The following is a 20,035-nucleotide window of genomic DNA, read 5'->3' on the forward strand; positions in this document are numbered from 1 at the left end:
TAACAATAAAACAGCAATATATTTAACATTTATGTAAAAATTTTAACATTTTAAAAGAAACACCTAAAAATAGTTACATAATCCCATCTTCTTTAATTTTCATTAAACACAATAAATGACGTTCTCCAACTAAATTAGGTACATTTAATTTAACCGTTTTTGTTAAAGTAAAACGTTGTGCTAACGCATCAATTTCAGATTGATGATATCCACCTTTTAAAGCGTAAAAAATTCCTTGTTTATTAGGTAAATGCTCACACCACTGTGTCATATCTGTCAAAGAAGCAAAAGCACGACTTAAGACACCATCAAATTTTAAATCTGGGGTATATTCTTCTACTCGACTTAACACAGGTTCAACGTTTTCTAATCCTAATTCTCTGATCGCATTTCGAATAAAGCTGATCCTTTTTCCTAAACTGTCTAATAAAACAAAATGTTTATCAGGATTAACAATTGCTAGAGGTAACCCGGGTAATCCGGGACCTGTACCAACATCAATAAAATGTTTTCCAACTAAATAAGGACTGACAACAATGCTATCCATAATATGTTTTACTAACATTTCTTGCGGATCTCTGACTGAAGTGAGGTTATATGCTTTATTCCATTTGCTTAATAACCCAACTAATTTTACCAGTTGAGATTTTTGCTGATCAGTCAACAAAAGCGTAGTTTGCTTTAATAAATCATTTAATTTACTGATTAACTCCATCATTCACCACGCTTTAACATACCTTGTTTTTTTAAATAAACGAGCAAAATAGAAATAGCCGCTGGTGTAATGCCTGAAATTCTTGATGCTTGTCCAATAGAAACGGGGCGGTGTTGCTCCAATTTCGTTCTTACTTCATTAGAAAAACCTGATACCTTTGAATAATCAAAATCAACTGGAATTAATGTATTTTCGTGCCGTTTGTGTCGTTCTATTTCCTGTAATTGATGATGAATATATCCTTGATATTTAATTGAAATTTCAACTTGTTCAACAGCTTCTTGATCCTCCATCGCTGGTTTAAATGGTGTTAATTTAGTCAAACTTTGATAATCCATATCAGGACGACGTAATAGATCTTCACCACTTGCTTCTCGGCTCAAAGGTGATGATAAAGCTGCATTAACTTCTGTTAAATATTCAGATTTAGGGTGAATCCAAATTTGTCTCAAACGTTGGCGTTCTTTTTCAATATTTTCTAATTTTTGATTAAACCTTGCCCAGCGCTGATCATTAACTAAACCGTATTTTCGACCAATTTCTGTTAATCGAATATCTGCATTATCCTCTCTGAGTAATAATCGATATTCTGCTCGAGAAGTAAACACTCGATAAGGTTCTTTTGTTCCCAAAGTACAAAGATCATCTACTAACACACCAATATATGCTTGATCTCGACGAGGATACCAAGCTTCTTTTTCTTGAACATATAATCCTGCATTTAACCCAGCAAGTAAGCCCTGTGCAGCAGCTTCTTCATACCCAGTAGTACCATTGATCTGTCCTGCAAAAAATAATCCATTAATAGCTTTAGTTTCTAAAGAAGGCTTGAGATCTCTAGGATCAAAATAGTCATATTCAATCGCATAACCCGGTTTAATAATTCTCGCTTTCTCTAACCCTTTCATAGAATTAACAATCCCCATTTGAACATCAAAAGGCAGACTTGTAGATATACCATTAGGGTAGATTTCATTACTAGTTAATCCTTCTGGTTCTAGGAATATTTGATGTCCATTGCGATCTCCAAATCGCATTACTTTATCTTCAATAGATGGGCAGTAACGAGGTCCAACACCTTCAATAATTCCTGTGTACATCGGGCTACGATCTAAATTATTACGAATGAGATCATGAGTGTGTTGATTGGTATGAGTTATATAACAAGGCACTTGTTTTGGGTGATCATTAACAGATCCCATAAAGGAAAAAACAGGTAAATTTTCATCTCCGTATTGAGGTTGTAATACAGAAAAATCTATTGTTCTAGCATCTAAGCGAGGTGGTGTACCTGTTTTTAAACGATCTACTCGTAGGTTTAGATCCCTTAATTTACTAGCTAATGAAGTAGCAGCAGGATCTCCAGCACGTCCCCCTTCATAATTTTCCAAACCTATGTGGATCTTTCCTGCTAAAAAAGTACCAGCAGTTAAAACCACAGCACTTGCTTTAAAAACTAATCCCATTTTAGTTACAACACCGCAAGCACGATTATTTTCAATTAAAATATCAATAACTTCTTGTTGAAATATATCTAAATTTTCTTGATTTTCTAATGCAACTCTTACAGTTTGACGATATAAAACTCTATCTGCTTGTGCTCTTGTTGCTCTTACTGCAGGACCTTTACTGCTATTTAAAGTGCGAAATTGAATACCTGCTTTATCTGCTGCATGAGCCATTAAACCACCAAGTGCATCAACTTCTTTAACTAAATGCCCTTTTCCTATCCCACCTATGGCAGGATTACATGACATTTGACCTAAAGTATCTACGTTATGCGTTAATAGTAGTGTTTTTAGTCCCATTCTAGCTGGTGCTAATGCGGCTTCAGTTCCAGCGTGCCCTCCGCCTACAACGATAACATCATATTTCTCTGTATAAAACATGGTTGAACCTAGAAGATCTTTTTAAATTAATAATAAAAATAGCGGATATTCTACCTAAAATTGATCTTTAGGTAAAAGCCTATTTCAAGCTAAGTAAGTTTTGGATCTTAAAAAATCATGTGGCTAATAAAAAAAGATCTTTATATAGATCTAAAGATCTTATTTTTACTATTAGATCCTAAGATCTTTGTGGATACTTTAAAAAAATAAATAGATCTCAATTAATTAGGATCTTTTTTTCTTGTTAAAAAATTCTTTTATTGTTTAAATTTTAGTGTGGATAAAAGTGGTTTTTATCCACAAAAGATTTTCTTAATGAATTTATACCGATCTATATACATAAGACTAAAGATCTTTTAACCTTTTTATCCACAGGCAAAGGGGAATGAATATTTGTAGATCTCTAAGATCAATTGAGTTGTTGTAAGAAAGTAGGCAACCAATTTTCAGAGACTTGTTCAGGATCTAGGTGTTCTAATATATTGATCTTTAGGTTATTACAGATCTGTTTAGCACCAAGAGATTGCATTTGCTGATGAATTAGATCTACAGCACCACAAAAAGTATCATAATCAGAATTGCCTAATCCGATGATCGCATATTGAATAGTCGTGAGATCTGGTTTTTTTTCAGCTAGCTGTTGAAAAATAGTATGTAAATTCTCTGGAAGATCTCCTGCACCATATGTCGAAGTAACAAATAACCAAATTTTTTGTTGTAGCAATGGATTGAAATCAATAGGTCCGTGAAAAAGGTGGGTTTTTATATTTTGCTGTTGGAATAACGTTTCTAAATGTTCGGCAACATATTCAGCTGTGCCTAATGTACTACCACTAATAATATTAATAGCTGTATTCATAAATGCTCCCATAATTATTTTTAAATTGAACACCATTATATTGTGCTATAGGTTAAGTTAAATCGTTTATAATCAAATTACTATAGCTTATGCTAAATTTGACAAAAGGAAATAGTATGAATAGTAATAAAAAGAAATATTTAGTTGAGTTACTTACTAAACATTTAAATCCTTTTTATTTAGATGTTATTAATGAAAGTCATTTACATGCGTCTAATAAAGGAAATAATTCTCATTTTAAATTAATAATTGTGAGCGAAAAATTTAAAGGAATGCAATTAATTCAGCGACATAGGTTAATTTACCAGCTTTTATCAGAAGAATTATCTACTTTTATTCATGCTTTAGCTTTACATCTTTATACCTTGGAAGAATGGAAAGCTTGTAATGAAAAAGCACCTTTATCTCCTAATTGTGGTGGTGTAGGGAAGTGATATTAACGTTAAGAAAGTAATAAAAGATTAAAATTTTTTGATTAATGTCTAAATTTTAAAAGTTTTTTAAAAAAAATTTAAAAAAAAACCGGTTAAGGTAGAAATTTTATCTTAATTTTAGTTAGAATAAGCCGTTTTTTTATAGCGAATTATTCCCTTTTTGTTGCGAATTTATTATGCAAAACGACATTTTATGTTATCTGGATTATTCTGGAAATATAAGGGAAAACAGAATTTGAGTCTTAAATATTAAGTAGTTAATACAAACTACTGCTCAAAAAACGAGATTATGACTTTATGTCATAATTATAATATTAATCAACCAACAGTAGAAACGATATGATTACATTAAAAAAAGGCTTGGATCTCCCTATTGCAGGGCAACCAGCACAAGTAATCCATGATGGTCCAACTATCACTGAAGTTGCTATGCTTGGCGAAGAGTATATCGGTATGCGTCCTTCTATGCGTGTACGTGAAGGTGATGTTGTAAAAAAAGGACAAATTCTTTTTGAAGATAAAAAGAATCCAGGAGTATTTTTTACAGCACCAGCAGCCGGTACTATTACTGCGATTAACCGTGGAGCTAAACGGGTTTTACAATCTGTAGTAATTAAGGTTGAGGGAAATGAACAAGAAACATTTGCTAAGTATAATGTTGAAGAACTCAATCAGCTAAGTGTAGATAAAATTAAACAAAATTTACTTTATTCTGGATTATGGACAGCGTTACGTTCTCGTCCATTTAGTAAAATTCCTTCACCTGAAGATAAGCCTTCTTCTATTTTTGTCAATGCAATGGATACTAATCCATTAGCGGCTGATCCTGCATTAATTATTAAAGAAAAAGCAGATGCTTTTCAGCATGGTTTAACCGTATTAAGTCGTTTAAATGAAGGAAATTTATTTGTCTGTAAAGCTGCTGGTGCAGATATACCTGTTTCAAAGGCAAGTAATATAGTTGTCGAAGAATTTTCAGGCCCGCATCCTGCAGGATTAAGTGGTACACATATTCATTTCTTAGATCCTGTTAGCATTAATAAATCAGTATGGTATATCAATTATCAAGATGTAATTGCAATTGGTTTATTGTTTACTACTGGTGAATTGAACACAGACAGAGTAATTGCTGTTGCGGGACCACAAGTAAAAAATCCTCGTTTAGTCAGAACTTGTCTTGGTGCAAGTTTAGTTGAATTAACTGCAGGTGAATTAGCTGAGGGAGAAAACAGAATTATTTCAGGTTCTGTTTTAAGTGGTACAAAAATCAATGATGCCATTGCTTATTTAGGGCGTTATCACCTTCAAGTAAGTGTTTTATTAGAGGGACGTGAGAAAGAACTGTTTGGCTGGATTGCACCAGGGAAAAATAAATATTCTATCACTCGAACAACAATTGGATATTTCTTAAAAAATAAATTATTCAATTTTACAACAACGACTAATGGTAGCGAGCGGGCAATGGTGCCAATAGGCACTTATGAAAGAGTAATGCCGTTAGATATTTTGCCAACAATGTTATTACGTGATTTAGTTTCAGGGGACACAGATAGTGCACAAGCTCTAGGCTGTTTAGAGTTAGATGAAGAAGATCTGGCTTTATGTACTTATGTTTGTCCGGGAAAATATGAATACGGTCCTATCTTGCGTAATGCTCTCACCAAGATTGAAAAGGATGGTTAAAAATGGGTTTAAAACATTTATTTGAAAAAATGGAACCTGCATTTTTACCGGGTGGTAAATATGAAAAATTCTTTGCTATCTATGAAGCTACAGCAACAATTTTTTATACACCTGGCAGTGTAACAAAAAATGCGTCTCATATTAGAGATGCAATTGATTTAAAAAGAATGATGATCATTGTTTGGTTAGCCGTTTTTCCAGCTATGTTCTGGGGTATGTACAATGTAGGCAGCCAATCAATTGATGCTTTACACCATATGTATTCAGGTGATGCATTACAAAAAATTATTGCAGGTAATTGGCATTACACGCTTGCTCAATATCTAGGTGGGAGTTTAGCTATTGATGCGGGTTGGGGAAGTAAAATGTTGTTAGGTGCAACTTTCTTCTTACCTATTTATTTAACCGTATTTGCAGTTGGTGCTTTCTGGGAAGTTTTATTTGCAATGGTAAGAGGACATGAAATCAATGAAGGCTTCTTTGTTACCTCTATTTTATTTGCTTTAATTGTTCCACCAACCTTACCTTTATGGCAAGCAGCACTAGGAATAACCTTTGGTGTTGTGGTCGCAAAAGAAATTTTTGGCGGAACGGGTAAAAATTTCTTAAACCCTGCATTAGCTGGTCGTGCCTTTTTATTCTTTGCTTATCCTGCGCAAATTTCTGGGGATATGGTTTGGACGGCAGCTGATGGTTTTTCAGGTGCTACTGCACTATCTCAATGGAGTGCAGAAGGACAAAATGGGTTGATACATATTGCAACTAATACACCTATTACTTGGATGGATGCCTTTATAGGAAATATTCCGGGTTCAATTGGTGAAGTATCTACTTTAATGTTATTGATCGGTGGGATTATTATAGTTGGTGCCAGAATTGCTTCTTGGCGAATTATTGCTGGTGTAATGATTGGTATGATCCTAACTTCATCTTTACTAAATTTAGTAGGTTCTAGTTCTAATCCAATGTTCTCAATGCCTTGGTATTGGCACTTAGTTTTAGGTGGCTTTGCTTTTGGTATGATTTTTATGGCAACAGATCCTGTTTCAGCTTCTTTTACTAACAAAGGGAAATGGTGGTACGGCGGTTTAATTGGGGTGATGAGTGTTTTAATCCGTGTTGTAAACCCAGCTTATCCAGAAGGTATGATGTTAGCCATCTTATTTGCAAACTTATTTGCTCCATTGTTTGATTACATTGTCGTACAAGCAAATATTAAACGTAGGAGATCAAGAAATGTTTAAGAAAGATAGCGTTGGTGGAACATTACTTGTTGTTGTTTTACTAAGTTTGATCTGTTCTGTAATTGTTGCTGGTTCTGCAGTTATCTTAAAACCTTATCAGCAAGAACAAAAAGTGTTAGATAAACAAAAAAATATTTTAAGTGTTGCTGGACTTTTACATCAAGGTGAAAATGTTAAAGCTGCTTTTAATAAATATATTGAACCGCGTCTTGTAGATTTAAATAGCGGGGATTTTATTACATCTAATACTGAATTTGATGCGGCTAAAGCAGTAAAAGATCCTAACGAAAGTATTGCTTTAAGTGCAGAAGATGATGTTGCTAAAATTCGTCGCCGAGCAAATTTTGCTGAAGTTTATTTAGTAAAAAAAGATGGCAAAGTAACACAGGTTATTTTACCTATCTATGGTACTGGATTGTGGTCGATGATGTACGGTTTTATTGCTATTCAACCTGATGGAAATACTATTGATGGTATTACTTATTATGATCAGGGGGAAACACCGGGATTAGGTGGTGAAATTGAAAATCCTAAATGGCAAGCTCAGTTTGTCGGTAAAACCATTTTTGATAGTAATAATAAATTTGCATTACATGTTAGCAAAGGCGGTAGTGCAGATAAAGGACATGGTATCGATGCTTTATCGGGTGCGACTTTAACCAGTAAAGGGGTACAAAATACCTTTAAATTCTGGTTTGGTCCTAAAGGATTTGGTCCTTTCTTAGAAAAACTCAAAGAAGGAGAGCTAAATAATGGCTAAGAATTTAAGTAAAAAGGATCTATTAACATCGCCAATAGTTCATAATAACCCTATTGCTCTCCAAATTTTAGGTATTTGTTCAGCATTAGCTGTAACAACTAAAATGGAAACAGCAATTGTAATGGGAATTTCAGTGAGTTTAGTTACTGCGTTCTCAAGTTTTTTCATCTCTTGTATCCGTAACTATATCCCAAATAGCGTACGTATTATTGCACAAATGGTTATCATTGCCTCGTTAGTAATTCTTGTTGACCAAGTTTTAAGAGCTTTTGCGTATGGTATTTCAAAACAGTTATCTGTTTTTGTCGGGTTAATCATTACTAACTGTATCGTAATGGGACGTGCGGAAGCGTTTGCTATGAAAGAGAAACCATTAGATAGTTTTCTTGATGGAATTGGTAATGGTTTAGGTTATGGTGCAATTCTTATTGCGGTTGCGTTTTTAAGAGAGCTGATTGGTTCAGGTAAATTATTTGGAATAACTGTATTACAACCAATACAAGATGGTGGTTGGTACTTACCTAACGGTTTATTTTTACTTGCACCAAGTGCCTTTTTTATTATCGGTTTTATTATTTGGGGTCTTAGAACCTTAAAACCAGAACAGGTAGAGAAGGATTAATACAATGGAACATTATATCAGTTTATTTGTAAAATCCATATTTATTGAAAATATGGCACTTTCCTTCTTTTTAGGAATGTGTACGTTTCTAGCAGTATCGAAAAAAGTATCTACTGCTATTGGTTTAGGGATTGCTGTTACTGTAATTTTAGGTATTTCTGTTCCAGTAAATAATGTTGTTTATAACTTAATTTTAAAAGATGGTGCTTTAGTTGCAGGTGTTGATTTAAGTTTCTTGAACTTTATTACCTTCATTGGTGTTATTGCCGCTTTAGTTCAAATCTTAGAAATGGTTTTAGATAAGTTTTTCCCTTCTCTTTATAACGCTTTAGGGATCTTTTTACCATTAATTACCGTAAACTGTGCGATTTTTGGTGGTGTTTCATTTATGGTTCAACGTGATTATAACTTTAGTGAGTCGATTGTTTATGGCGTTGGTGCTGGTCTCGGGTGGATGTTAGCAATAGTTGCACTTGCAGGCATTACTGAAAAAATGAAATATTCAGATGTTCCTAAAGGCTTAAAAGGTTTAGGAATAACATTTATTACAGTCGGTTTAATGGCACTTGGATTTATGTCATTTTCTGGAATTCAATTGTAAAGGGGACAGGCAATGGAAATTACGCTAGGTATAGCGATGTTCACCGTGATCATTTTAGTTTTAGCTGTTTTAATTCTTTTTGCTAAATATAAATTGGTTAATACGGGTGATATCACTATTACAATTAATGATGATCCAGCAAAATCAATTGAATTACCAGCTGGAGGTAAATTATTAGGTGCACTTGCAAGCAAAGGGATCTTTGTGTCATCAGCTTGTGGTGGTGGTGGCTCATGTGGTCAATGTATTGTTAAAGTGAAAAGTGGTGGTGGAGATATTCTTCCAACAGAACTTTCTCATATTAATAAAAAAGAAGCCGCTGAAGGTTATCGCTTAGCTTGTCAGGTAAATGTTAAAAATAGTATGGACATTGAATTACCAGAAGAAATTTTTGGTGTAAAAAAATGGCAATGTACTGTCATTTCTAATGATAATAAAGCGACCTTTATTAAAGAGCTGAAATTAGCCATTCCTGAAGGAGAAGAAGTTCCTTTCCGAGCAGGTGGTTATATCCAAATTGAAGCTGATCCACATACAGTTAAATATGCTGATTTTGATATTCCAGAAGAATATCGTGATGATTGGAATAAATTTAATCTATTCCGCTATGTTTCTAAGGTCGATCACCATATCACCAGAGCTTATTCAATGGCATCTTATCCTGAAGAAAAAGGGATTATTATGCTTAATGTACGGATTGCTACACCACCACCTAATAATCCAGATGTACCACCGGGACAAATGTCATCTTACATTTGGTCATTAAAAGCAGGTGATAAGGTAACTATTTCAGGGCCATTTGGTGAATTCTTTGCTAAAGATACTGATGCTGAGATGGTCTTTATCGGCGGTGGCGCAGGTATGGCACCGATGCGTTCGCATATTTTTGATCAGTTAAAACGTTTACATTCAAAACGTAAAATTTCTTTCTGGTATGGTGCAAGATCAAAACGTGAAATGTTCTATGTTGAAGATTTTGATACCTTACAGCAAGAAAATGATAACTTTAAATGGCATGTTGCATTATCTGATCCATTACCTGAAGATAATTGGGACGGCTATACAGGATTTATTCATAATGTTCTTTATGAAAATTATCTAAAAAATCATGAAGCACCAGAAGATTGTGAGTATTATATGTGTGGACCACCAGTGATGAATGCGGCGGTCATTAAAATGCTGAAAGATCTAGGTGTTGAAGATGAAAATATTTTATTAGATGATTTCGGTGGTTAATAACCCTACAAACATAGGATAAAATAATTCATGTTATTAAAAAAATTAACCCATTGGTTGGCCCTTATAGGGCTAGCCTTTTTTCTTATAGGTTGTGGTGATAAAGCTGAAATAGTTTCTTTAAGTGGCAAAACTATGGGAACAACATATCATATTAAATATATTGATAATGGTTCAAATGTTTCGATGGAAAAAGCCCATGAAGAAATAGATCTTTTATTAAAAGAAGTAAACAATCAGATGTCTACTTATCAAAAAGATTCTGAATTAAGTTTATTTAATCAATATGAAGAGATCGATAAACCTTTTCCTATTTCTGCTGATTTTGCCAAAGTTGTTAAGGAAGCTATTAGATTAAATAAGATAACAGAAGGTGCATTGGATATTACCGTTGGTCCTTTGGTTAACTTATGGGGATTTGGTCCAGAAAAACAGCCTGATAGAGAACCTACACAAGCTCAAATAGATGAACGAAAAGCTTGGACTGGTATTGATAAGCTAAGTCTTATTGAAGAAGAAGGAAAGGCAAAATTAGTTAAACATATTCCACAACTATATGTTGATCTATCATCAATTGCTAAAGGTTTTGGCGTTGATAAAGTGGGAGAATATCTAGAAAGTATAGGTATTAACAATTATCTAGTCGAAATAGGTGGAGAAATAAGGGCTAGAGGTGTCAATGAAAAAGGACTACCTTGGCAAATAGCAATTGAAAAACCTGAATTTGATGGTTCACGAGTTATTGAACAAATCATAGGTTTAAAAGATGCTACAATAGCGACATCAGGGGATTACCGTAATTATTTTGAAGAAAATGGTAAACGTTTTTCTCACGAAATAGATCCAACCACAGGGTATCCTATTCTACATCGTCTAGCTTCAATTAGTGTTATTGCTCCTTCGTGCATGACTGCTGATGGATATGCAACAGGTTTATATGTTTTAGGTGCTGATAAAGCATTAGAAATTGCTGAACAACAAAATTTAGCGATTTATCTTATTATCATGACTGATAAAGGATTTGAGGTAAAAATGTCTTCAGCGTTTAAAAAAATACTCGAAACAAGTAAATAGGAGTAGCTTATGCAAGTTTTTCTTTTCACATTTGGTTTTTTTCTACTAATAATTCTTGCTATGGCGGTAGGTTACATAATCAAAAGAAAAACAATAAGTGGAAGTTGTGGGGGCATTTCTTCTTTAGGCTTAGAGAAAGTTTGTGATTGCCCGGAACCTTGTGATAAGCGTAAGGCAAAGATGGTAGAAGAAGCGGCACGTCAAGCTAGACTTCAACAATCGGAACGGATTTTATAATATAAATAAAAAATAAGAGGTGGTTCGCCTCTTTTCACTTTGGAAAAAAGATGATTTTAAAAAGTAAAACTTTTGAAAAAATTTCAACTATTTCAGTACAAACTAAACAAGAAAATCAAAAAAAGAAAGTTATAGTTGGTATGTCTGGTGGAGTAGATTCTTCTGTTTCTGCTTATATATTGCAGCAGCAAGGTTATCAAGTAGAAGGCCTCTTTATGAAAAATTGGGAGGAAGATGATGGGACAGAATATTGTTCTGCCGCAGCTGACTTAGCCGATGCTCAGGCTATTTGTGATAAATTAGGTATCCATTTACATAAAATTAATTTTGCAGCAGAGTATTGGGATAATGTTTTTGAATATTTCTTACAGGAATATAAGGCGGGTCACACACCTAATCCAGACATTCTTTGTAATAAAGAAATTAAGTTTAAGGCTTTTTTAGAATATGCGGCAGAAGACTTAGGCGCTGATTATATTGCAACGGGACATTATGTTCGTGGTAGAGATGTAAATGGAAAAGCACAATTATTACGTGGTTTAGATAGTAATAAAGATCAAAGCTATTTTTTATATACCTTAAGCCATCAACAAATTGAACAAAGTCTATTTCCTGTTGGTGAGTTAGATAAACCCGTAGTTCGTCAAATAGCAGAAGAATTAGATTTAATTACAGCTAAAAAGAAAGATTCAACTGGGATTTGTTTTATTGGCGAACGTAAGTTTAAAGATTTTTTAGCACGTTATTTACCCGCACAACCAGGAAATATTAAAACAGTCGATGGGGAAATAATCGGGCAACATGATGGTTTAATGTATTATACCTTAGGGCAGCGTAAAGGGTTAAAAATAGGGGGGCTAAAAAATGCTGGAGATGAAGCTTGGTATGTAGTGGATAAACATCTTCAACTTAATGAATTAATTGTTGCTCAAGGCCATAATCACCCACGTCTTTTTTCTAAAGGTTTAATTGCTGAACAATTACATTGGGTTGATAGAACAGTTTTATCAGAACCTTTATTTTGTACAGTGAAGACTCGCTATCGCCAACAAGATGTCGCTTGTAAAGTTATTCCTTTAGATCAAGAAACGTTAGAAGTCCATTTTGAACAACCTCAAATAGCAGTAACACCAGGACAGTCTGCTGTTTTTTATCTTAATGAGGTTTGTTTAGGAGGTGGAATAATTCGGGAAGCAATAAAATAAATTTATTCTTATCAATTATAAGAACTGAAATCAAATTATATTGATTTCAGTTCTTTATTTTTTATTGAGTATAAAATAATAATTTGTGTATTAACTAAAATAAAACTAATTGTAGTAAGGTTGATCTTTGCAGATACACTTTTTTATTAAAGATATAGAAGAAAAAATAGCATTTAGTTTTAAAAAAAGTAGAAAATAACATCATTTTGTTTTCTTTATAAGCATATTAATTAAAATATTAAAATTTTTTTCAAAAAAGAGTTGCAAGTTGATTAGATATGCCTATAATACGCAGCACAACGACACGCCGTTGAAGAGATGAGAGAGTCAAGCGTGTCGTTTTTTGTTCTTTAAAAAGTCATCAGACAATCTGTGTGGGCACTTGGAGACGTTGAGGCGTCCGAGAGTGCTGAAGAAGAAGTCAGTAAGAGCGGATGTCGATTCAAGAATTGAAAGATTAAAAAGATTAAATTGAAGAGTTTGATCATGGCTCAGATTGAACGCTGGCGGCAGGCTTAACACATGCAAGTCGAACGGTAGCAGGTAAGTACTTGTACTTACGCTGACGAGTGGCGGACGGGTGAGTAAAGCTTGGGAATCTGGCTTATGGAGGGGGATAACCATTGGAAACGATGGCTAATACCGCATAGTATCGAGAGATTAAAGGGTGGGACTTTTAGCCACCTGCCATAAGATGAGCCCAAGTGAGATTAGGTAGTTGGTGGGGTAAGGGCCTACCAAGCCGACGATCTCTAGCTGGTCTGAGAGGATGGCCAGCCACACTGGGACTGAGACACGGCCCAGACTCCTACGGGAGGCAGCAGTGGGGAATATTGCGCAATGGGGGGAACCCTGACGCAGCCATGCCGCGTGAATGAAGAAGGCCTTCGGGTTGTAAAGTTCTTTCGGTGATGAGGAAGGTGTATTGTTTAATAGATAATGCAATTGACGTTAGTCACAGAAGAAGCACCGGCTAACTCCGTGCCAGCAGCCGCGGTAATACGGAGGGTGCGAGCGTTAATCGGAATAACTGGGCGTAAAGGGCACGCAGGCGGATGGATAAGTGAGATGTGAAAGCCCTGGGCTTAACCTGGGAACTGCATTTCAGACTGTTCATCTAGAGTTTTGTAGAGAGGGGTAGAATTCCACGTGTAGCGGTGAAATGCGTAGAGATGTGGAGGAATACCGGAGGCGAAGGCGGCCCCTTGGACAAGAACTGACGCTCATGTGCGAAAGCGTGGGGAGCAAACAGGATTAGATACCCTGGTAGTCCACGCTGTAAACGATGTCGATTTGGGGGTTGGACATAGTTCTGGCTCTCGTAGCTAACGTGATAAATCGACCGCCTGGGGAGTACGGCCGCAAGGTTAAAACTCAAATGAATTGACGGGGGCCCGCACAAGCGGTGGAGCATGTGGTTTAATTCGATGCAACGCGAAGAACCTTACCTACTCTTGACATCCTAAGAAGGTCTTAGAGATAAGACTGTGCCTTCGGGAGCTTAGAGACAGGTGCTGCATGGCTGTCGTCAGCTCGTGTTGTGAAATGTTGGGTTAAGTCCCGCAACGAGCGCAACCCTTATCCTTTGTTGCCAGCGATTAGGTCGGGAACTCAAAGGAGACTGCCGGTGACAAACCGGAGGAAGGTGGGGATGACGTCAAGTCATCATGGCCCTTACGAGTAGGGCTACACACGTGCTACAATGGCGTATACAGAGGGAGGCGAAGCTGCGAAGTGGAGCGAACCCCAGAAAGTGCGTCGTAGTCCGGATTGGAGTCTGCAACTCGACTCCATGAAGTCGGAATCGCTAGTAATCGCGAATCAGAATGTCGCGGTGAATACGTTCCCGGGCCTTGTACACACCGCCCGTCACACCATGGGAGTGGGTTGTACCAGAAGTAGATAGCTTAACTGCGAGGGGGGCGTTTACCACGGTATGATTCATGACTGGGGTGAAGTCGTAACAAGGTAACCGTAGGGGAACCTGCGGTTGGATCACCTCCTTACCGAAAAGAGGTCTTTGGGTGCTCACACAGATTGTTTGATGGGAAGTAAAGATAACGATAACCAACACATTGGGTCTGTAGCTCAGGTGGTTAGAGCGCACCCCTGATAAGGGTGAGGTCGGTGGTTCAAGTCCACTCAGACCCACCACTGAGACATTCAGTGAGGAAGCAATGTGGGAATTGGGGATATAGCTCAGCTGGGAGAGCGCCTGCCTTGCACGCAGGAGGTCAGCGGTTCGATCCCGCTTATCTCCACCAATTTAGTTATTGCTAAGCATTTTTGTATTCTATGGTTTTCTTTTTTATGTTTTTTCTAGAAAGAGAAGAAAAAACAGAAAGGCAAAAACAAATAAAGAAAGAAAACTGAAATTGAAAAAATGAAAAAAGAAGAAAAAGCTTAGCAATAATTAAATGATACGTTGTTATTGTTTAACCTGTTCTTTAAAAATTTAGACACAAGCTAAGAAACGAGAAGAGTACTCAAGCGACCGAGAGGTTGTGAAGTATTTGAGAGAAGAAGTATTGAAGCGAAAGGCGATACTTCTGATAAGCATCAACCGCAAAGGCAAAGCAAATCAAAGCATTTGAGGTTGTATGGTTAAGTGACAAAGCGTACACGGTGGATGCCTAGGCAATCAGAGGCGAAGAAGGACGTGCAAATCTGCGAAAAGCGTGGGAGAGTCGATAAGAGGCGCTATCATCCCACGATATCCGAATGGGGAAACCCGATAGATGAAGAATCTATCATTCCTTTGTGAATCCATAGCAAAGGAAGGCAAACCGGGAGAACTGAAACATCTAAGTACCCCGAGGAAAAGAAATCAACCGAGATTCCGTCAGTAGCGGCGAGCGAACGCGGAAGAGCCGTTAGAGATAATAATAAAGCTAAAAGAAGTGGCTGGAAAGCCAAACCAAAGAGGGTGATAGTCCCGTATTTGAAAGCGTTATTATGGTACTAAGCTAACAACAAGTAGAGCGGGACACGTGATATCCTGTTTGAAGATGGGGGGACCATCCTCCAAGGCTAAATACTCCTGATTGACCGATAGTGAACCAGTACCGTGAGGGAAAGGCGAAAAGAACCGTGGCGAACGGAGTGAAATAGAACCTGAAACCGTGTACGTACAAGCAGTGGGAGCCCCTTTTAGGGGTGACTGCGTACCTTTTGTATAATGGGTCAGCGACTTATATTTTGTAGCAAGGTTAACTGAATAAGGGAGCCGAAGGGAAACCGAGTCTTAACTGGGCGATAAGTTGCAAGGTATAGACCCGAAACCCGGTGATCTAGCCATGGGCAGGTTGAAGGTTGGGTAACACTAACTGGAGGACCGAACCGACTACTGTTGAAAAAGTAGCGGATGACTTGTGGCTGGGGGTGAAAGGCCAATCAAACCGGGAGATAGCTGGTTCTCCCCGAAATCTATTTAGGTAGAGCCTTGAATGAATACCTTTGGGGGTAGAGCACTGTTTCGGCTAGGGGGCCATCCCGGCTTACCAACCCGATGCAAACTCCGAATACCAAAGAGTAATGTTCAGGAGACACACGGCGGGTGCTAACGTCCGTCGTGGAGAGGGAAACAACCCAGACCGCCAGCTAAGGTCCCCAAGTCTATATTAAGTGGGAAACGAAGTGGGAAGGCTTAGACAGCTAGGATGTTGGCTTAGAAGCAGCCACCATTTAAAGAAAGCGTAATAGCTCACTAGTCGAGTCGGCCTGCGCGGAAGATGTAACGGGGCTAAATATAGCACCGAAGCTGCGGCATCAGACATCTGTCTGTTGGGTAGGGGAGCGTTGTGTAAGCCGTTGAAGGTGAATCGAGAGGTTTGCTGGAGGTATCACAAGTGCGAATGCTGACATAAGTAACGATAAAGGGGGTGAAAAACCCCCTCGCCGGAAGACCAAGGGTTCCTGTCCAACGTTAATCGGGGCAGGGTGAGTCGGCCCCTAAGGCGAGGCTGAAAAGCGTAGTCGATGGGAAACGGGTTAATATTCCCGTACTTGGATAAACTGCGATGTGGGGACGGAGTAGGTTAGGTTAGCGTACTGCTGGATATGTACGTTTAAGTTGGTAGGTGGGTGAACTAGGCAAATCCGGTTCACCGCTAACACTGAGAAATGATGACGAGACACTAAGGTGTTGAAGTAACTGATACCACACTTCCAGGAAAAGCCACTAAGCTTCAGGTTTATCTAAACCGTACTGAAAACCGACACAGGTGGTCAGGTAGAGAATACTCAGGCGCTTGAGAGAACTCGGGTGAAGGAACTAGGCAAAATAGCACCGTAACTTCGGGAGAAGGTGCGCTGGCGTAGTGTGAAGTTCTTCGCGAATGGAGCATGAACCAGTCGAAGTGACCAGCTGGCTGCAACTGTTTATTAAAAACACAGCACTCTGCAAACACGAAAGTGGACGTATAGGGTGTGACGCCTGCCCGGTGCTGGAAGGTTAATTGATGATGTTATCGCAAGAGACGCATCTGATCGAAGCCCCAGTAAACGGCGGCCGTAACTATAACGGTCCTAAGGTAGCGAAATTCCTTGTCGGGTAAGTTCCGACCTGCACGAATGGCGTAATGATGGCCAGGCTGTCTCCACCCGAGACTCAGTGAAATTGAAATCGCCGTGAAGATGCGGTGTACCCGCGGCTAGACGGAAAGACCCCGTGAACCTTTACTATAGCTTGACACTGAACATTGAATTTTAATGTGTAGGATAGGTGGGAGACAATGAAGATGAGACGCCAGTCTTGTTGGAGTCAACCTTGAAATACCACCCTTTAACGTTTGATGTTCTAACGAAGCACCCGCACAGGTGCTCGGACAGTGTCTGGTGGGTAGTTTGACTGGGGCGGTCTCCTCCCAAAGTGTAACGGAGGAGTACGAAGGTTTGCTAATCACGGTCGGACATCGTGAGGTTAGTACAATGGTATAAGCAAGCTTGACTGCGAGACAGACACGTCGAGCAGGTGCGAAAGCAGGTCATAGTGATCCGGTGGTTCTGCATGGAAGGGCCATCGCTCAACGGATAAAAGGTACTCCGGGGATAACAGGCTGATACCGCCCAAGAGTTCATATCGACGGCGGTGTTTGGCACCTCGATGTCGGCTCATCACATCCTGGGGCTGAAGTAGGTCCCAAGGGTATGGCTGTTCGCCATTTAAAGTGGTACGCGAGCTGGGTTTAGAACGTCGTGAGACAGTTCGGTCCCTATCTGCCGTGGGCGTTGGAGAATTGATTGGGGTTGCTCCTAGTACGAGAGGACCGGAGTGAACGCACCGCTGGTGTTCGGGTTGTGTCGCCAGACGCATTGCCCGGTAGCTAAGTGCGGAAGAGATAAGTGCTGAAAGCATCTAAGCACGAAACTTGCCAAGAGATGAGTTCTCCCAGTCTATAAGACTGTAAGGGTTGTTTAAGACTAAGACGTAGATAGGCGGGGTGTGTAAGTGTAGTGATACATTGAGCTAACCCGTACTAATTGCCCGAGAGGCTTAACCATACAACGCTCAAATGTTTTGGGGAGTGGGTACTCTTGAGTAGCTTGTGGCTAAATAACTTAACGAATGTTAAGTCGTTAACTGGTGAGTTTAACGTTATCTTTATCAACAAATAAAGAAAATTAACAAACTCATGAAAGAACGAAACAAACAAAGAACAAAAAATAACAAACAACAAGATAAAAAGAATTTTCCCGGCGGTCATAATGCAGTGGTACCACCTGATACCTTGCCGAACTCAGAAGTGAAACGCTGTGATGCCGATGGTAGTGTAGGGTCTCCCTATGTGAGAGTAGGGTACCGCCGGGGGTAATCAAATTAGAGAGAAAAAGCACAAACATAGGTTTGTGCTTTTTTTGTGCCTGTTGAAATGTAATCTATTTTACATTCTTTGAAGATAAATTTTTAATTATAATAAGAAATTCATATTATTTTTATTCTATATAAAAATATTTTTTAGTTTTTAGATCAAGATCGCAAAATAAAACTATTTTTAACTTTTTATTAATAATAAATGTTATTATTCATTTCGTAACTCATTATGGGTATGTGTTTATGAGTTAAAATCCGGTTCTCTAGTTTTTGTTGAGAATATCTAACTGGTCGCATATAAAAAGGAAGTTTTTTATGAACATTACTAATGAGAAAACTGTTGTGATTAGAAATAAGATTGAAGCATTAATTGGTACTGTAACTGCAAAAAATATTTTTGGTGGATATGGAATTTTTAAAGATAAGAAGATGTTTGGTATTTATCACAATAATAAATTTTATTTACGTGCTACTGGTGAATTTATTAATACTTTGTATCAGTTAAAAGGAAAGAAATATAAATCTTCTATGAAGGAGATTGCTTATATTTCTATTCCTATTAAGGTGATGAAAAATACAGAATATTTTAAAAATCTTATTTTATATTCTATTTCTCAAATAAAATCAGAGAATAAAAAAATTGTTAAGAATAAAAAATCTCAGATTAAAGAGTTAGCAAACCTTAATTTTAAATATGAAAGATTATTAAATAAAATAGGGATTAATGGTGTAAAAGAATTTAGACGTTATGGTGCTATTCATACTTATATATTATTATTGAAAGCAAATGTTGAGCTTAGCTTAGACATATTTTGGCGTTTGATTGCTGCAATTGAAAATAGACATTATTCTTTATTAACAATAGAAGAAAAGAAAAAACATTTAAAAGTATTAAATCATCATCTTCGACTTTCAGGTATAGAAGAGATTAAAGAAAGTAGTCTTTATTAAAGTTTTTTTAATTGCCTTAAATAAAAATTTAAAGCGAGATTAAAATCTCGCTATTTTTATAGAATCTCTGTTATTGGTTTTTATTTTTTTGTTCAAAATAAAGTACTGTTGCTGCAACTCTAGAATGTACATTTAATTTTCTTAATAAATTACGAATATGCACTTTAACAGTTTCTTCAGAAATATAGAGTAAAGTTGCAATTTGTTTATTTGACATACCTTTAGCAATTAATTTTAGTACATCAAGTTCTCTTTCCGTCAAGGATTTTAGAGGATTTTTGTCTGAATGTTGTTCGATTAAACGCTCTTTGGCTGCATCACTTAGAATTATTTCACCTTCTGCAATTTTTTTCAGCTGATTAAGTAGTAAATCAGGTTCAGTATCTTTTAATAAATAGCCATCAGCACCAGCATCAACTAAAGCGAATATATCAGAACGAGAATCTGAAACGGTTAGAATAACAATTCTTGAATCAATATGTTCGGCTCTTAATGCTTTTAAAACATCTAATCCTGACATCCCTTTCATATTGAGATCGAGGATAATCATATCTGGAGAAAACTGTTCTGCAAGGGCTACTCCTTCAGCACCGTTACTACTCTCTCCAATAATGTGAAAAGCAGGATCTAATTCAAGTAATTGTTTTATACCTCTACGCATCAGAGGATGATCATCAATGATTAATATAGTATTTTTTTTCATTTTGTTACCA

The 20,035-nt window shown here is 37.2% G+C and carries 15 protein-coding genes, 2 tRNA genes and 3 rRNA genes; 16 read left to right on the top strand and 4 right to left on the bottom strand.

Annotated elements, in window-relative coordinates:
- Positions 1–73: 73 nt before the first annotated feature.
- From rsmG to mioC, 3 genes are all read right to left on the bottom strand, one after another.
- Entirely contained in the window at positions 74–718 is a 645-nt protein-coding gene (rsmG, locus tag CEP47_RS07960; RefSeq protein WP_261920145.1) for a 16S rRNA (guanine(527)-N(7))-methyltransferase RsmG, read from the bottom strand.
- Entirely contained in the window at positions 715–2,604 is a 1,890-nt protein-coding gene (gene mnmG / locus CEP47_RS07965) for a tRNA uridine-5-carboxymethylaminomethyl(34) synthesis enzyme MnmG (RefSeq protein WP_261920144.1), read from the bottom strand. Before mnmG ends, rsmG begins: the two co-directional genes overlap by 4 nt.
- A gap of 409 nt (positions 2,605–3,013) precedes the next feature.
- Positions 3,014–3,463, bottom strand: a complete 450-nt coding sequence (gene mioC, locus CEP47_RS07970) for an FMN-binding protein MioC (protein WP_261920143.1) — start codon at positions 3,461–3,463, stop codon at positions 3,014–3,016.
- A gap of 116 nt (positions 3,464–3,579) precedes the next feature.
- On the opposite strand from mioC, the gene CEP47_RS07975 reads away from it, so the two are divergent.
- From CEP47_RS07975 to CEP47_RS08050, 16 genes are all read left to right on the top strand, one after another.
- On the top strand, positions 3,580–3,897 hold the full coding sequence (locus CEP47_RS07975) for a BolA family protein (protein WP_261920142.1): 318 nt from the start codon (positions 3,580–3,582) through the stop codon (positions 3,895–3,897).
- A gap of 339 nt (positions 3,898–4,236) precedes the next feature.
- On the top strand, positions 4,237–5,580 hold the full coding sequence (locus tag CEP47_RS07980) for a Na(+)-translocating NADH-quinone reductase subunit A (RefSeq protein ID WP_261920141.1): 1,344 nt from the start codon (positions 4,237–4,239) through the stop codon (positions 5,578–5,580).
- Positions 5,581–5,582: 2 nt separating this feature from the next.
- The gene (locus CEP47_RS07985; RefSeq protein WP_261920140.1) at positions 5,583–6,824 is read left to right on the top strand and encodes an NADH:ubiquinone reductase (Na(+)-transporting) subunit B; all 1,242 of its coding nucleotides are present in this window, start codon (positions 5,583–5,585) and stop codon (positions 6,822–6,824) included.
- Complete coding sequence (locus tag CEP47_RS07990) at positions 6,817–7,584, top strand: Na(+)-translocating NADH-quinone reductase subunit C (RefSeq protein WP_261920139.1); 768 nt, start codon at positions 6,817–6,819, stop codon at positions 7,582–7,584. The genes CEP47_RS07985 and CEP47_RS07990 overlap by 8 nt, the downstream gene beginning before the upstream one ends.
- On the top strand, positions 7,577–8,206 hold the full coding sequence (locus CEP47_RS07995; RefSeq protein ID WP_261920138.1) for an NADH:ubiquinone reductase (Na(+)-transporting) subunit D: 630 nt from the start codon (positions 7,577–7,579) through the stop codon (positions 8,204–8,206). Before CEP47_RS07990 ends, CEP47_RS07995 begins: the two co-directional genes overlap by 8 nt.
- 4 nt (positions 8,207–8,210) lie before the next feature.
- A complete protein-coding gene (nqrE, locus tag CEP47_RS08000; RefSeq protein WP_261920137.1) occupies positions 8,211–8,807 on the top strand; it encodes an NADH:ubiquinone reductase (Na(+)-transporting) subunit E in 597 nt (198 codons plus the stop codon).
- A 12-nt stretch (positions 8,808–8,819) separates the two neighbouring features.
- Entirely contained in the window at positions 8,820–10,043 is a 1,224-nt protein-coding gene (gene nqrF / locus CEP47_RS08005) for an NADH:ubiquinone reductase (Na(+)-transporting) subunit F (RefSeq protein WP_261920136.1), read from the top strand.
- Positions 10,044–10,073: 30 nt separating this feature from the next.
- Positions 10,074–11,117, top strand: coding sequence for an FAD:protein FMN transferase (locus CEP47_RS08010; protein WP_261920135.1), 1,044 nt, complete (start codon positions 10,074–10,076; stop codon positions 11,115–11,117).
- A gap of 9 nt (positions 11,118–11,126) precedes the next feature.
- Entirely contained in the window at positions 11,127–11,354 is a 228-nt protein-coding gene (gene nqrM / locus CEP47_RS08015; RefSeq protein WP_261920134.1) for a (Na+)-NQR maturation NqrM, read from the top strand.
- Between the two features lie 50 nt (positions 11,355–11,404).
- Positions 11,405–12,559: a tRNA 2-thiouridine(34) synthase MnmA gene (gene mnmA, locus CEP47_RS08020; protein WP_261920133.1), complete on the top strand. Its 1,155-nt coding sequence runs from the start codon at positions 11,405–11,407 to the stop codon at positions 12,557–12,559.
- Positions 12,560–13,027: 468 nt separating this feature from the next.
- Positions 13,028–14,565, top strand: a 16S ribosomal RNA gene (locus tag CEP47_RS08025).
- Positions 14,566–14,636: 71 nt separating this feature from the next.
- Positions 14,637–14,713: transfer RNA gene (locus tag CEP47_RS08030), tRNA-Ile, on the top strand.
- Positions 14,714–14,747: 34 nt separating this feature from the next.
- A tRNA-Ala gene (locus CEP47_RS08035) sits at positions 14,748–14,823 on the top strand.
- Positions 14,824–15,161: 338 nt separating this feature from the next.
- Positions 15,162–18,061: ribosomal RNA gene (locus tag CEP47_RS08040) — 23S ribosomal RNA — on the top strand.
- Between the two features lie 191 nt (positions 18,062–18,252).
- Positions 18,253–18,368 (top strand): 5S ribosomal RNA (gene rrf / locus CEP47_RS08045).
- The 16S, 23S and 5S rRNA genes sit together here with 2 tRNA genes alongside, the layout of an rRNA operon.
- A 318-nt stretch (positions 18,369–18,686) precedes the next feature.
- Entirely contained in the window at positions 18,687–19,322 is a 636-nt protein-coding gene (locus CEP47_RS08050) for a TfoX/Sxy family protein (protein ID WP_261920132.1), read from the top strand.
- Between the two features lie 70 nt (positions 19,323–19,392).
- On the opposite strand, the gene narL is transcribed toward CEP47_RS08050, so the two are convergent.
- Positions 19,393–20,025, bottom strand: a complete 633-nt coding sequence (narL, locus tag CEP47_RS08055; protein WP_261920131.1) for a two-component system response regulator NarL — start codon at positions 20,023–20,025, stop codon at positions 19,393–19,395.
- Between the last annotated feature and the right edge of the window lie 10 nt (positions 20,026–20,035).

This window comes from Mergibacter septicus (assembly GCF_003265225.1).
Taxonomy (GTDB): domain Bacteria; phylum Pseudomonadota; class Gammaproteobacteria; order Enterobacterales; family Pasteurellaceae; genus Mergibacter; species Mergibacter septicus.

What these genes read in the sequence shown, in the direction of transcription:
- rsmG (WP_261920145.1), bottom strand. Translation starts at nt 718, where the DNA reads ATGATGGAGTTAATCAGTAAATTAAATGATTTATTAAAGCAAACTACG.
- mnmG (WP_261920144.1), bottom strand. Translation starts at nt 2,604, where the DNA reads ATGTTTTATACAGAGAAATATGATGTTATCGTTGTAGGCGGAGGGCAC.
- mioC (WP_261920143.1), bottom strand. Translation starts at nt 3,463, where the DNA reads ATGAATACAGCTATTAATATTATTAGTGGTAGTACATTAGGCACAGCT.
- CEP47_RS07975 (WP_261920142.1), top strand. Translation starts at nt 3,580, where the DNA reads ATGAATAGTAATAAAAAGAAATATTTAGTTGAGTTACTTACTAAACAT.
- CEP47_RS07980 (WP_261920141.1), top strand. Translation starts at nt 4,237, where the DNA reads ATGATTACATTAAAAAAAGGCTTGGATCTCCCTATTGCAGGGCAACCA.
- CEP47_RS07985 (WP_261920140.1), top strand. Translation starts at nt 5,583, where the DNA reads ATGGGTTTAAAACATTTATTTGAAAAAATGGAACCTGCATTTTTACCG.
- CEP47_RS07990 (WP_261920139.1), top strand. Translation starts at nt 6,817, where the DNA reads ATGTTTAAGAAAGATAGCGTTGGTGGAACATTACTTGTTGTTGTTTTA.
- CEP47_RS07995 (WP_261920138.1), top strand. Translation starts at nt 7,577, where the DNA reads ATGGCTAAGAATTTAAGTAAAAAGGATCTATTAACATCGCCAATAGTT.
- nqrE (WP_261920137.1), top strand. Translation starts at nt 8,211, where the DNA reads ATGGAACATTATATCAGTTTATTTGTAAAATCCATATTTATTGAAAAT.
- nqrF (WP_261920136.1), top strand. Translation starts at nt 8,820, where the DNA reads ATGGAAATTACGCTAGGTATAGCGATGTTCACCGTGATCATTTTAGTT.
- CEP47_RS08010 (WP_261920135.1), top strand. Translation starts at nt 10,074, where the DNA reads ATGTTATTAAAAAAATTAACCCATTGGTTGGCCCTTATAGGGCTAGCC.
- nqrM (WP_261920134.1), top strand. Translation starts at nt 11,127, where the DNA reads ATGCAAGTTTTTCTTTTCACATTTGGTTTTTTTCTACTAATAATTCTT.
- mnmA (WP_261920133.1), top strand. Translation starts at nt 11,405, where the DNA reads ATGATTTTAAAAAGTAAAACTTTTGAAAAAATTTCAACTATTTCAGTA.
- CEP47_RS08050 (WP_261920132.1), top strand. Translation starts at nt 18,687, where the DNA reads ATGAACATTACTAATGAGAAAACTGTTGTGATTAGAAATAAGATTGAA.
- narL (WP_261920131.1), bottom strand. Translation starts at nt 20,025, where the DNA reads ATGAAAAAAAATACTATATTAATCATTGATGATCATCCTCTGATGCGT.